Raw genomic sequence first — 12,349 nt, forward strand, 5'->3', positions numbered from 1 at the left:
TGTTGATTATGCGTAATATGTTCATTTCTCAGTATATTTATCTTTAAGACTTTGTATATGTTGGCGATTGGTTTTCCACGAATTTTCTAAAATTTCTTTCTCTAGACGATACTGAATACGTTTTAATTTCATTGGAGGAATGTTGATTTGCTTAAATTGTTTTACATAATCTGTCCAACCTGCACCACGAAAGACATTGTTTGGCATTTTGGTTTTAAATTCGCAATCAGACATAAAAACCACGATTGAATGGATCTGAGTGGAATCAACAATATCTGTGAGCACACTTTCTAAAACTTTTTGATGCTTATAATTTTGATGTAATGGGTTTTGGAACTTATAGCTCTTTTTATAAATCTTTTGTGTCCAAATCTTTTGACGCTCGCCACCAAATATCCAACCTTTATAATTCTTTGTTTCAATGACAAAAACACCATAAAGACTTAATAAAATATGATCTATTTGGGTGGTCTGATTTTGCGCATCAGGCAGAGTACAATCATTTAATAAAATATAATTTTCTTTATCTAAATAGACTTTTACATGGGTACTGACAGCAAATTCACCTATTTTCCCTTTTAAAAAGGGCTTAAATAATTTAACTAGCGTAATCGCAACGAAAAGTAAAACGATCCAACCTAGATTTGATAAGAATGATGTAAAAATTTGAGCAAGCATTTTAAATTGTAATGTAATAATAAATAGCGTTGAGTCTATGGCACTTGTTCAATTTTTAAAAGAATATCCTTATTATCCAACCCACCCGCAAAACCCACTAATTTACCATCTGCCCCGACCACACGATGACATGGTGCAATAATAGAGATGGGATTTTTACCATTCGCTGCACCCACTGCCCGAACCGCTTTGACATTTCCAATCTGTTCTGCGATCTCTTTATAGCTACGCGTTTCACCAAATGGAATCGTCAATAAAGCTTGCCAAACTTTTTGCTGAAACTCAGTCCCCGCAAAATCTAGCGGTAAATCAAACTGGGTTCTTTTTCCTTGAAAATATTCATTCAATTGTTTCGCCGTCTCCAACAAAACTGGATGCGTATTGTTTTTAATTAATTCAGCCAGACGAACCCGTTTAGGATTTTCATTTTCCCAAAGTACTGCAACCAAGGCATGATCATGGGCGACTAATTTTAATATCCCGACTGGGGAACTCATTTCCATAAATGCAAGTTGCATGTCCTTATTCCCTTTCCAACTCAGCAACAGCTTAACTTAGCTTGAAGATAATTTCATCAAAATAAGACCTGAAATAATCAATACAGCAGCCAACATCCGCATCGCTGAGGCTGGTTCACCTAAAAAGAAAATTCCGACGGCAAATGAACCAATCGCACCAATCCCTGTCCACACCGTATAAGCGGTACCAAGTGGTAATGTTTTCATTGCATAAGAAAGTAAAGCAAAACTTGCGATCATAAAGATGATGGTCAAAATACTAGGTGTCAATTTAGTAAACCCATCAGACACCTTCATAAAATATGCCCAAACCACTTCAAACAAACCAGCAACTGCCAATAAAACCCATGCCATTATATATTCACCATTTTCTATTGGGTGTTTCCAATATTGATTACACCATGAACTACACATAAAAAAAGTGCTACCTCCTACAGAAATAGCACTTAAATATTTAAATAAATTAAGACGAAGAAAGTTTCATTAAAACTAAGCCAGAAACAATCAGTACAGCAGCGAACATACGCATTGCTGTTGCAGGTTCGCCTAAAATAAAAATACCAACCAAGAATGAGCCTATCGCTCCAATCCCAGTCCAAATGGTATAAGCAGTTCCCAATGGCAAAGTACGCATCGCATATGCCAATAGACCAAAGCTTAAAATCATGAAAAATAAGGTGACAATACTTGGTGTAAGCTTTGTAAAACCTTCGGACAATTTCATGCTATATGCCCAAACGATTTCAAAGATACCTGCGAAAATAAGAAAAACCCAAGCCATGACCAGCTCCAAATTTAAATTAGAATCAGGCCGTCCTGACGATTTTTCTCAAATTGAGGGAGGTCGTTCCTCCTGAAGAACGCTAATTATATCAACTCATGTTGAGGAGTTTATTAAAATTTACAAAATTTGACCTTTTTTACATTTCGAATAATTTTTTTTCGTGAGGCTTACTTTATGATCAAGCATGCTAAATATAAAAATCAGGAATCAAAACCATGAAACATGATTATTGGGGTGATATCCACCCGAGCTGGGCTGGGTTTAGTTCAGAAACATTTTTTTCACATTGTTTTTTTAATCAAAATGCTGATCGGGAGATTTTCTTAGGGGAAGAGTTTGATGAAGATGGCGAAGAGATCGAAGAAGCACCCAATCTTGATCAACTCAACGCTTTTGCAAAAACCTACCAATTATTTATCAACAGTATTGAACAACATATTCAGACCATTCAGCAACATGCTTTTGAACGCTATCAAAAGCTTTATGCACATTATTATGAAAATCCAGAAAAATCCGGTAAGGCTGCATTGAATATTCAGGATGTGGAATCCCATAATCCTTATATTCAGACCATGTTAAATTTGCGTGTGAGCGCACCCGATAGCTTAACCCTCTCTATTCACTATGATTTAGATACAGAGCATGGAATGGAATTTAAGTTTGTAAATAATCAGCTTGAATGTGTCGCTGGCATTGCAGAAACGTAAAAGGTCACTCCTAAAGAAGTGACCTTTTGCTTTATACAAAAAACTAAAGCTTAGAATCTAAAACGCAGACCTGCACCATATAACCAACCTGATTCGGACTTAGTTGCAGTTTGCCATGCTGTCTCTTTTTTACCTTTAGAATATGTATAGGCCACACTCACATAAGGCATCACCTTTTTTGTAATTTCATAACGGGTTTCTAAACCTGTTTTAATACTGTTTAGGCCTGTTTTTTGGGCATAGCGTGAATCATCGCTAAATACCACATTTAAATCTAAATAAGGCTTTAAAATCAGCTTTTGTGTCAATAATAAATCACGTTCAGTTTCTAGGCTAAATGCAACCTGACTGTCCTGTCCGAAATACAGATAAGCATCTGTTTCAAAAAAGTACTGCGCCAAGCCGTGTAAACCCAAAGCCGCATCTACACGTTCCTGATCAGTGGTTCGCTCAGGATTATCACTGTAACGCACACCCGCCTGTACATCCCAAAAATCAGCAATGTTACGGCTATAGAGGGCACTTAGATCATATTCTATTTTGTCTGATTCAGCCTTACTGGAGCTCCCTTTAATGAATAACTTATTTTCATCAGTACCTATGCGTAACTCTAAAGATGAATCTAAAGTACCTTTTCCATCTTCATCCAGCATCCAAGCATTATCAATAGTCACTCGCTGATAAACCTGCGCACCATGTTCTTTACCATGATCATGGGTACTATGCGAAGCTACGCTTTCCGCCCCCTTAGTGGTTGTAATCGCTTGATGCTGTGTATGATCTACAACATTGCTTTGCTTATCCAACTGATTCATTTTTGAATGATCCATGCTTGAATAATCAGTCACTACAGTTGATTCAGTCGCAATACTCTCATCACTTTGCATCTGATGCCCTTCATGGGCCAAAGCCAAACCACTCAGCATAAGTAATGAACTTGCCAGAGCTGATTTAGAAAAAAGATTAATGATTTGCATGTTCGTCCCCTTTCACTTCAGCCTTTTGAGTGGTATTTGTTGTTTGAACTGGCTGGGTGGACACTTTGCCATCACTCACATTGGCAACAATCAATTTATTCATCATCCCTGCACTCATGTGGTAGAGCAAATGACAATGGATTGCCCATTCACCCAATTCATCAGCGGTTAATAATGCTGTAACTGTTTTTGCAGGTGGTACAACAATGGTGTGTTTATTGGGCATATCCACAGCAGGCTGACCATTTTCCAGTTGCATAAACATGCCATGTAAATGCATTGGATGCGCCATCATACTGTCATTGATAAATTTAATTCGGATACGTTCGCCATATTTCACTTTGAGTGGTTCAGCATCACTGAATTTTTTACCATTGATCGTCCAAACATAACGCTCCATGGTTCCGCCTAAGCGAATCACCAATTCACTGGTGGCATCACGAGTATCAGGTTGAGGGGTTAGTGATTTTAAATCACTGTATTGCAGTGCTTTATCTCCTTGCGGCGTCGATGCATTTGCCCAACCATAAACCACTTGGTCATTTTTTTGAGCTGCCGATGAATTGCTATCCTGTGAATGATCCATAGCTTGCGTATCATTCGCATTCATTTCTGAATGGCCCATACCTTGCATAGCATCAGCACTCATTTTTGAATGGTCCATGCCCTGCATATCATTCGCACTCATTTTCGAGTGATCCATGCCTTGCATAGCATCAGTATTCATTTTTGAATGGTTCATGCCTTGCATATCGTCAGCACTCATTTTTGAATGGTCCATGCCTTGCATATCGTCAGCACTCATTTTTGAATGGTCCATGCCTGACATATCACCCATACTCATCTTGGAGTGATCCATCCCTCCGCCACCATGACCTCCCATATCATCCATAGTTAGCAGAGCACGTGGACGAGCAGCAGGCATATGAATAGCAGCACTTTTTGCTGTTAATTCATTGTGGAGTGTTCCAATCGCAAATCCTGAACGGTCAATAGACTCTGCTTCGATCTGATAATGACTGATTTTAGGTTCAACAATCACATCATAGGTTTCTGCTGTACCAATACGAAACTCATCCACACTCACAGGTTTTACTGGTTGACCATCGGCACTGACCACTGTCATTTTTAGCTGAGGGATGCGTACATCAAAGAACGACATTGCCGATGCATTCACAAAGCGGAGTCGAACTTTTTCATTTGGCTTAAACTGACCTGTCCAATTTTGTTCAGGCGTTTTCCCGTTTACAAGAAAGGTGTAACCCGTCACATCAGACATATCTGTTTTTAACATACGCATCTGATTCCACATTTTGCGATCAGACCATGTTGCTTTTAAACCATCACGTTGTAACTGTTTCCAAACATCCCCTAATGTTTCACGTCGATTTTGATAATATTCTGCGGAAACCTTTAGATTTTTTTGGATCTGGTCACTGGTTTGCTCATGGAAATCCGACAACATCACCACATAATCACGATCTGTGCGTTCATGCGCTGCCAGCGGTTTTTTATTCTTTGGATAAATCACTAAAGAACCATATAAACCATCTTGTTCTTGGCCTTTCGAATGGGCATGATACCAATAGGTTCCACTCTGACGAACTTTGAACTTATAGACAAATTCTTCGTTGGGTTTGATCCCGTTATAACCATTAAAGCCAGGTACACCATCCATAATGCCGGGCAATAATAGGCCATGCCAGTGGATCGATGAATCCTGATTCTTTAAATTATTTTTAACACGAATCACCGCTTCATCACCTTCTTCAAATTCTAAAAGTGGTGCGGGAAACTGGCCATTTACAGTAATTCGTTTTACCGGTTTACCTGTTACATTGACGATTCCTTCATCAATGCTGAGTTGATATTCTTTGATTGCGGCAATTCCCCAAGTTGAGGAGACCAAGCACAATGTCGCAACCAAGCTTTGAGCTAATCGCTTTTGAGATAACTGAATAAACATAACTTAACCTAAATTTTAACAAGCAATTTTGAATAAAAAAGTGTCTAAAATCAGATTAAGCTTTTGGAGGACGTAGGATTTCTTGCCAATGCCCTGCGAGGTGCTGAGCTTGGTAATTGATTTGATAGGCTTGAGTGTTGTGCAGATGATCGGGTGCAATCAATTTGGGAATATCAGGATTGAACCAAACCACTGAAGATTGGCATGATAATGCAGCACAGTCTAGGCATTTGCTCTGCTGCGTATCTTGAGATTGAACCTGTAGATTATGGCAATCTTTTAAATTTTGCACCTGCTGCTCATGATTGAGACGCAATTTTTGATCATTTTGTTTTTGTTGTATGTCTAAACAGTGTTGTTTCATTTCTTTTACAGTACTGTTTTTCATCATCGATTGATGTTCATCTAAAAGTGATGCATTCATCATTTGCGCATGTTGCATCATATTTACAGATGCAATAGACACACTGCTCCAACCTATGGCAAAAACCATAAGACAAACAAACCAAAGCTGTTTGTGCAGTTGTCTAAACAAAACTAAAACCTATGTTTTAATCCATAATGAAGCTAAGAGCATAGCCAATAATAACGATTTTGGCAAATATCATGTGGAAAGATTGCCAATATCACTGAATAATTTAGCATCAATTCTACTTTGAATAAAAAATGAATAATCAAATTGATGAAGAGCAGATAATTTTTATAACAAAAGAGCCCATTTGGGCTCTTTTTAAACAGAAATTGCATACATGATAAACGATTGATCACCCTTTGATTAATCTATACCCAGCTTATCCATATGCTTATCAACATGGTTATCCATATAGTTATCATCAGAGTTATCCACAATTCACACAATACACTTGTGGAAAAGTTTAAGCCGAAACTTGTCCAACTTTTGCTAATTCAGCACGCATTTCGTTAATCACAGCTTGATAATCAGGTTTACTAAAAATCGCCGAACCAGCAACAAACATATCAGCTCCTGCTTCAGCAATTTCACGGATATTTGCTGGGCCAACACCGCCATCAATTTCTAACCGAATGTCACGACCTGAAGCATCAATAATTTTACGCGCTTCGCGTAATTTATCCAAAGTCGTTGGAATAAATTTTTGGCCGCCAAAACCAGGGTTTACACTCATTAAAAGCACTTGATCCACTTTATCTAAAACATAGTCGAGATAATGCAAAGGTGTTGCTGGATTAAATACCAAACCTGCTTTAGCACCACCATCTTTAATCAATTGTAATGAACGGTCAATATGATGTGTTGCTTCAGGATGAAAAGTAATAATATCTGCGCCTGCTTCTAAGAAATCACCAATCATACGATCCACAGGTGAAACCATAAGATGCACATCAATCGGGGCTTTGATCCCATATTTCTTTAATGCCTTACATATACCCGCACCAAAAGTTAGGTTTGGAACATAGTGGTTATCCATGACATCAAAGTGGACAACATCTGCACCAGCTGCCAATACTTTTTCCACATCTTCACCCAGACGGGCAAAATCGGCAGATAAAATTGAAGGTGCAATCAGAAATGGCTTGGACATGAAACAACCTGGCAAAGAGAAATATTTTTCCCATTATAACAAACTTACCTTATTGGGTTGTTTTAAAAAGCAACAGTTTTACTTATCTTGGTCATTTATCAGGTCATAGCAATTAATCTGATTGAATGAGTGACTGTCTATTACTTGATGATATGGGTTTTAGCGAATAATCTAATCTTTTGAGAAAATACAAAAAAATAAAGGGCTTCATTAAGCCCTAGATCAAGTCACCACCACCTTGCACAATCTATAGATAAAACATCGCTTATCTATGCTGCTTAAGGTTTAGCCTGTTGTTTTTTCTCAAAATCACGAACCATTTTAACGCGTTCTTCAGTTGCAGGATGTGAAGATAAGGCATCAAAAATCTCTAGAGAGCTTTCTTTTTCACTAGATTCATTTTGAGGTTGTTTTTTATTTGGATCCGCTTTTTTATCAGCTTCTGCTGTTTTACCTGATTGCTTTGGTTTTTCTTCCAGTGCAGTTTCATCACTTAAGCGTTGTAAGAAATTCGCAAAATGAGACACTTCAATGCCTTTACGATCCATCAATTTCAGCGCATACATATCCGCCTCAGCTTCAAATTTACGTGAATAATTTGCACCGATCATCGCGGCAGGTAACGAGGTCAATAGGTCTGAACTATCACCCGTCATGGCAATATACAACACACTCAACCCCAGACTGGTCAAGCCTTGTTGTAAACTATGCCGTTCAACCAAATGCCCTTGCTCATGAGCCAATACACCTAAAATCTCTTGATCACTATGCGCCATTTCAATCAACTCATCAGTGATAATAATGGTATTGTTGGGTAAAGCCACTGCATTGGCACCCAATTGCCCACCTTCACGGAAGACCAATTTTGCAGGTTTTCCTTCAGCGATGGTATTTAGATATTGCTTGGAAATTAGATCTTTTTGACCTTGTGCCAAATGACTGGGGTTAGTCCAATTATTCAATACATATTTTTCCGCTTCATCACCTAATTTATTCAAACTATTTTCAGGCAGCTGAAAAGCAACATAATGTGATGCTGCTGGAACACCCCATTTCACTAAAGCAAAAACAAAAACCGCGACAAAGACGATACTGAATACAATTAAACTTGGAGAACGTTCTAATTTCCAAATTGAATGCTGAACATTTTTAGTCCCAAAATTAAACCATTCTGGTAAAGCCCCCTGAAACTCAATCCTAGCGTCATCTTTAAGCTCAATCGCAGGATTTAATTGCCCCAGTGCGCCAATTAATTCCATATCGCGATATGCATAACGGCGTTGATGCTCTAAACGCTCACCATACTGAATCAGCACTTCGAACTCAGATTGAGCAGAAAGTTGGGCATGGTGTGGTTTAGACACCACACCATCATAGAAAATGACTTCTATTGGTCGTGACATAAATTATTCAACTCATATCATTATAAAGAAATATCAATGTCGAAGATGTCACTAATTTCTTCAGCTAAAGCACTTTGCTCTTGCTGTGCAAGATTCATCATTTGATCTGGATCATCATGCAAAATTAAACTCATCGAATCAACTTGATATTTGTGAATACGAATTGCCGCCCATGCAGACATTAAACCAATGCTTAGAATTTTAACCAGCCAATTTGATGCCACAATCCATGCATAACGCCATTGATTACAATCTGTTTTAAATTGGCTACTCCCCACCGTTGTATTGTTCCATGTAGTAATAAAAATACGTGCTGCGATCAATGGATAAATAAACAAACCTGCCACAGCATACATTGCAAAGACACCAAAGATAAAAAAGTTTGGTGTATACCCAGCAATAAAACCGATAATACCAAAATAGATAATGCCAAATACAAGCATGATTCCAAAAGACATAAAAATTGGAATGTAGACTGCACCCATATAAGCTGACCAATCGGCATTCAATTTAAAATCCAACTGACCTGCATATAAATGATCAATGTAGTATTTTTTATACAACCAGATCGCAACAGGAGAAAATATACCTAAACTAAAAATATAAATTAAAATACTAAGAAAAAAGACTTTATAGGATTCTTTTGTGGTTCCCGCAAAATAAAAACGACTATTTCCAAACTTACTATTTCTTGCAGTAAAGCGCATTGTTGCTCGAATAAGCCAAGGTACTGCTGCATATAGCACAACTAGACCAACTACCGTTGCAATCATGGAATACTGCGAGGAAATTGAAAAGGCTGCATAAATACCCAATGCAATCAATCGTCCAACTAAAATCTTGGTTGGAATACCCGTGAAGTCAAAACGTCTTTTAAAGAATTCAGTATTGCCATAAAAATAACGTAAACGACGCACTTTCGCCCAAGGTGCATACAAACTTAAGGTGATGATGGTCAATAGGATATTCACAATCCATATACCAAAATATTCCATCGCATCACCGTGAAATTTAAAACGATGAATTTTAGGATACTGCTGGTCTATGGGTTGCTGTATTTCTGGTGGTGTAGCGCCCTTTTCCAAATTCAAATGACTTGGAAATGGAGGCGGTATTTGTTCTTGCATATTCTTCTCTTTATTTAAATTATTTAATGACAATCTAAAATGATATGAAATAAAACCTCAAAAAGTAGTTTATATTTTTTCTAAGCTGAAAGAAATAGAGTAAAAGTAAACTATAGTTTACTTTTACTCAAAATTTAATTTTTTGTTAGGTGACCCAACTATTTTTGCAATTGCAAAGCATGAAACTGTAAATGGTCATCAATAAAGCTTTGAATGAAATAATAACCATGATCATAGCCTTCATGAAATCTTAATGTGATTTTTTGCCCTACTTTATTACAGGCTTTCTGGTATTTCTCAGGATTCAATTGACTAAAAAACTGATCTTTTAAGCCTTGATCGATAAGTATTTCGTCAAATAACTGACCTTTAGAAAGCAGTAACTGGGTTGCATCATGCTTTGCCCATTCTGAACGATTATTCGATCCTAAATAATGAGAAAAAGCCTTCTCACCCCAAGGGCATTCAGTAGGCGCACAAATCGGGGCAAATGCGGACACTGATTTAAAATAATTTGGATGTTTCCAAGCAAGTGTTAATGCGCCATGCCCGCCCATGCTGTGACCAAATATTCCCACTGCCTCAGATTGAATTGGAAAAGTTTTTATCAGTAATGGATAAAGTTCATCTACAATATAACTTTCCATCTGAAAATGCTCAGCCCAAGGTGCTTGAGTTGCATTAATATAAAATCCGGCACCCTGTCCCAAATCCCATGAATCACCTTGCGCAACCTGTTCACCACGAGGCGATGTATCTGGTGTAATCAAGATCAAGCCAAGCTGAGATGCCAACCGTTGCGCATGTGCTTTAATAATAAAGGTTTCTTCCGTACAAGTCAGTCCTGCTAAATAGAATAATGCAGGACATTTCTGTCCTTTTAATGCTTGAGGCGGAAGATATGTCGCAAACTTCGTTGCCCCTTTTAAATAATTTGACTGAATTTGGTAAATTCTTTGTTCACCATCAAAACAGATATTTTTACTTAAAAGTTCCATTCGCGTATCGCTCCATATTTCGATCTTTAAATTGTTTAGAACTACAGTCTTAAAGCATCAATACAATCAACCTAAATATAAATTAAAAGCGCTTTTGCTTTCGCATTTAAAGCGCCGCTATTTATCATGGCTTTTGTTGTGTATTCAGTTTTACATTTTGAGTTTGAGCACTAGTAATAGCCCCTTGTTGTGGAAATAAATGTTGTTCCAATTGCGGTAACATCATTTCCATATTTTTCCCAATCACCCATTGCGGTTCAGATGGATCAAAGCCTTGTGCATTTTCCCATTTCGCAACTGTTTCAGTCGCTTCTTTAAATGCAGCTTTGAGAGAGCCTTGTTCACGCATTGCCTGATCAAAGAAAGCTCGACCAAAATAAGTATAATCAGCTTCATTTGAACAACCAAATGAAGCACGGTCTGCTGCAGAAGCAGTAATAATCAAAGTATCTGGTGATTGGAGTGCTGAAACAAAGCTACCTGAATAACAGGCTGAAATCACAATCACTTTCCAACGAATACCCGATTTGTCTAGGGTTTCTCTTAACCATTTTGGATCGACATCATCCAAATTAATCGGTTCATTTTCTAGTTCAAAACGATTAGGTAAGCCATGAGAAGTCATATAAAGAAACAATACATCACTTTCGCGATTCATCTGTTGACCAATACGGCGTAAAGCAAGGTCGATACTGGTTTTAGATGCAATAGGAGTGTCTTTAATGCTTTGTGGGTTATTAACCAACTCAACAGAGCGTCCAAAAGTTCCAAAACGGGTATCAAATTGTTCTTTAATTCGATCAATTTCAAATTTAAACACGTCTTGATAACTAGCACCCGCAACACCCAAAAAGTACCAATGTGTTTGAGCAAACTCACCAAACTGCACCTGTTCCAATGCTTTATTGAGCAAATGACTTTGTGCATAAAAAGCACTTTCACTGAGACTTGGAGGAACTTCTTCTACTTTCCAAATTGGCTGTTCCTTGATCGAAACCTGCCAAGTGAACAAAGTGGCTATTGTAGCAAACATGATTAAGGCACGTTCCCACCATGGCCATTGTAATTCTCTTGAAAAAACCCATACTACAGCAAGGCTTTGCCAAATAAACAAAGCAAAAAATAGCAATGGGATCACATCATAAGTGAAATAAGGCAGTAGATCTTGGTTGCCCAAATATTGAAGCAAACATTGAAACAACATGATATGCGTATCAAGCACTAACCATAACAGTGCTGGAACCAACATCAAGCGTGGATTATTGGTACGTTGTGATAGGAAAATCCCCACAATCAAGGCAATAAAAGGCCACAATGCATAGCTGACAAGACCCTGTCGATTAAAAACACCACCATCACCAGCAACTAACCAGCTAAACAGTGTATTGGCACCTGCACCCAACAGTCCCCAAAAAATCAGTTGAAGAATAGATGGACGAACAATTTGTAAAGACTTTCGCGAACCTAAGAATAACCAAATCCCTGCACGTTGGTTACTTTTCAAATCATGCCAAAAGTTAATCGAGGGTTTAAGATCTATCATAAAGATTCTGTTAAGGCAGTGGCTTCAATCAGCCTATCTAGTTTAGGCTTGGCTAAAAAATTATCAATCTTTGATTTAACTATATA

At 37.8% G+C, this 12,349-nt stretch carries 13 protein-coding genes; 1 reads left to right on the plus strand and 12 read right to left on the minus strand.

Features of this window, described 5'->3' with window-relative positions:
• Positions 1 to 21: 21 nt before the first annotated feature.
• The 4 genes from ACG916_RS10610 to ACG916_RS10625 form a co-directional block, all read right to left on the minus strand.
• A complete protein-coding gene (locus ACG916_RS10610; RefSeq protein ID WP_419328214.1) occupies positions 22 to 678 on the minus strand; it encodes a nuclease-related domain-containing protein in 657 nt (218 codons plus the stop codon).
• Between the two features lie 35 nt (positions 679 to 713).
• On the minus strand, positions 714 to 1,196 hold the full coding sequence (locus ACG916_RS10615) for a methylated-DNA--[protein]-cysteine S-methyltransferase (RefSeq protein WP_336952069.1): 483 nt from the start codon (positions 1,194 to 1,196) through the stop codon (positions 714 to 716).
• A 36-nt stretch (positions 1,197 to 1,232) separates the two neighbouring features.
• Positions 1,233 to 1,550, minus strand: coding sequence for a DMT family transporter (locus ACG916_RS10620; protein WP_336952070.1), 318 nt, complete (start codon positions 1,548 to 1,550; stop codon positions 1,233 to 1,235).
• Positions 1,551 to 1,659: 109 nt separating this feature from the next.
• Positions 1,660 to 1,977: a DMT family transporter gene (locus ACG916_RS10625; RefSeq protein ID WP_004723678.1), complete on the minus strand. Its 318-nt coding sequence runs from the start codon at positions 1,975 to 1,977 to the stop codon at positions 1,660 to 1,662.
• A gap of 218 nt (positions 1,978 to 2,195) precedes the next feature.
• Here ACG916_RS10625 and ACG916_RS10630 point away from each other — a divergent pair, with 218 nt between their 5' ends.
• The gene (locus tag ACG916_RS10630; protein ID WP_419328213.1) at positions 2,196 to 2,687 is read left to right on the plus strand and encodes a DUF6985 domain-containing protein; all 492 of its coding nucleotides are present in this window, start codon (positions 2,196 to 2,198) and stop codon (positions 2,685 to 2,687) included.
• A gap of 50 nt (positions 2,688 to 2,737) precedes the next feature.
• Here the strand turns inward: ACG916_RS10630 and ACG916_RS10635 are convergent, their stop codons facing one another.
• The 8 genes from ACG916_RS10635 to ACG916_RS10670 form a co-directional block, all read right to left on the minus strand.
• Positions 2,738 to 3,664 carry a copper resistance protein B gene (locus ACG916_RS10635; RefSeq protein WP_419328212.1) on the minus strand — a complete coding sequence of 309 codons (927 nt, stop codon included), beginning with the start codon at positions 3,662 to 3,664 and terminating at the stop codon, positions 2,738 to 2,740.
• Complete coding sequence (locus ACG916_RS10640; RefSeq protein WP_419328211.1) at positions 3,651 to 5,630, minus strand: multicopper oxidase domain-containing protein; 1,980 nt, start codon at positions 5,628 to 5,630, stop codon at positions 3,651 to 3,653. The genes ACG916_RS10635 and ACG916_RS10640 overlap by 14 nt, the downstream gene beginning before the upstream one ends.
• A gap of 55 nt (positions 5,631 to 5,685) precedes the next feature.
• Positions 5,686 to 6,096 carry a hypothetical protein gene (locus ACG916_RS10645; protein WP_336952075.1) on the minus strand — a complete coding sequence of 137 codons (411 nt, stop codon included), beginning with the start codon at positions 6,094 to 6,096 and terminating at the stop codon, positions 5,686 to 5,688.
• A gap of 409 nt (positions 6,097 to 6,505) precedes the next feature.
• The gene (gene rpe, locus ACG916_RS10650) at positions 6,506 to 7,192 is read right to left on the minus strand and encodes a ribulose-phosphate 3-epimerase (RefSeq protein ID WP_419330484.1); all 687 of its coding nucleotides are present in this window, start codon (positions 7,190 to 7,192) and stop codon (positions 6,506 to 6,508) included.
• 278 nt (positions 7,193 to 7,470) lie between these two features.
• Positions 7,471 to 8,595 (minus strand): M48 family metallopeptidase, encoded by a 1,125-nt coding sequence (locus tag ACG916_RS10655; protein WP_336952077.1) that lies wholly within the window; start codon positions 8,593 to 8,595, stop codon positions 7,471 to 7,473.
• 20 nt (positions 8,596 to 8,615) lie between these two features.
• On the minus strand, positions 8,616 to 9,722 hold the full coding sequence (locus ACG916_RS10660) for a YjgN family protein (RefSeq protein ID WP_336952078.1): 1,107 nt from the start codon (positions 9,720 to 9,722) through the stop codon (positions 8,616 to 8,618).
• A gap of 158 nt (positions 9,723 to 9,880) precedes the next feature.
• A complete protein-coding gene (gene fghA, locus ACG916_RS10665; RefSeq protein WP_336952079.1) occupies positions 9,881 to 10,720 on the minus strand; it encodes an S-formylglutathione hydrolase in 840 nt (279 codons plus the stop codon).
• A gap of 124 nt (positions 10,721 to 10,844) precedes the next feature.
• Positions 10,845 to 12,263 carry a C13 family peptidase gene (locus ACG916_RS10670; protein ID WP_419328208.1) on the minus strand — a complete coding sequence of 473 codons (1,419 nt, stop codon included), beginning with the start codon at positions 12,261 to 12,263 and terminating at the stop codon, positions 10,845 to 10,847.
• Positions 12,264 to 12,349 lie beyond the last annotated feature (86 nt).

Origin of the sequence: Acinetobacter legionensis (assembly GCF_048552295.1) — a bacterium.
Classification (GTDB): domain Bacteria; phylum Pseudomonadota; class Gammaproteobacteria; order Pseudomonadales; family Moraxellaceae; genus Acinetobacter.

Excerpts from the sequence above, each read along its gene's own strand:
- ACG916_RS10640 (WP_419328211.1), bottom strand. The coding sequence starts at position 5,630 with ATGTTTATTCAGTTATCTCAAAAGCGATTAGCTCAAAGCTTGGTTGCG.
- fghA (WP_336952079.1), bottom strand. The coding sequence starts at position 10,720 with ATGGAACTTTTAAGTAAAAATATCTGTTTTGATGGTGAACAAAGAATT.
- ACG916_RS10655 (WP_336952077.1), bottom strand. The coding sequence starts at position 8,595 with ATGTCACGACCAATAGAAGTCATTTTCTATGATGGTGTGGTGTCTAAA.
- rpe (WP_419330484.1), bottom strand. The coding sequence starts at position 7,192 with ATGTCCAAGCCATTTCTGATTGCACCTTCAATTTTATCTGCCGATTTT.
- ACG916_RS10630 (WP_419328213.1), top strand. The coding sequence starts at position 2,196 with ATGAAACATGATTATTGGGGTGATATCCACCCGAGCTGGGCTGGGTTT.
- ACG916_RS10635 (WP_419328212.1), bottom strand. The coding sequence starts at position 3,664 with ATGCAAATCATTAATCTTTTTTCTAAATCAGCTCTGGCAAGTTCATTA.
- ACG916_RS10620 (WP_336952070.1), bottom strand. The coding sequence starts at position 1,550 with ATGGCATGGGTTTTATTGGCAGTTGCTGGTTTGTTTGAAGTGGTTTGG.
- ACG916_RS10610 (WP_419328214.1), bottom strand. The coding sequence starts at position 678 with ATGCTTGCTCAAATTTTTACATCATTCTTATCAAATCTAGGTTGGATC.
- ACG916_RS10615 (WP_336952069.1), bottom strand. The coding sequence starts at position 1,196 with ATGCAACTTGCATTTATGGAAATGAGTTCCCCAGTCGGGATATTAAAA.
- ACG916_RS10670 (WP_419328208.1), bottom strand. The coding sequence starts at position 12,263 with ATGATAGATCTTAAACCCTCGATTAACTTTTGGCATGATTTGAAAAGT.
- ACG916_RS10625 (WP_004723678.1), bottom strand. The coding sequence starts at position 1,977 with ATGGCTTGGGTTTTTCTTATTTTCGCAGGTATCTTTGAAATCGTTTGG.
- ACG916_RS10660 (WP_336952078.1), bottom strand. The coding sequence starts at position 9,722 with ATGCAAGAACAAATACCGCCTCCATTTCCAAGTCATTTGAATTTGGAA.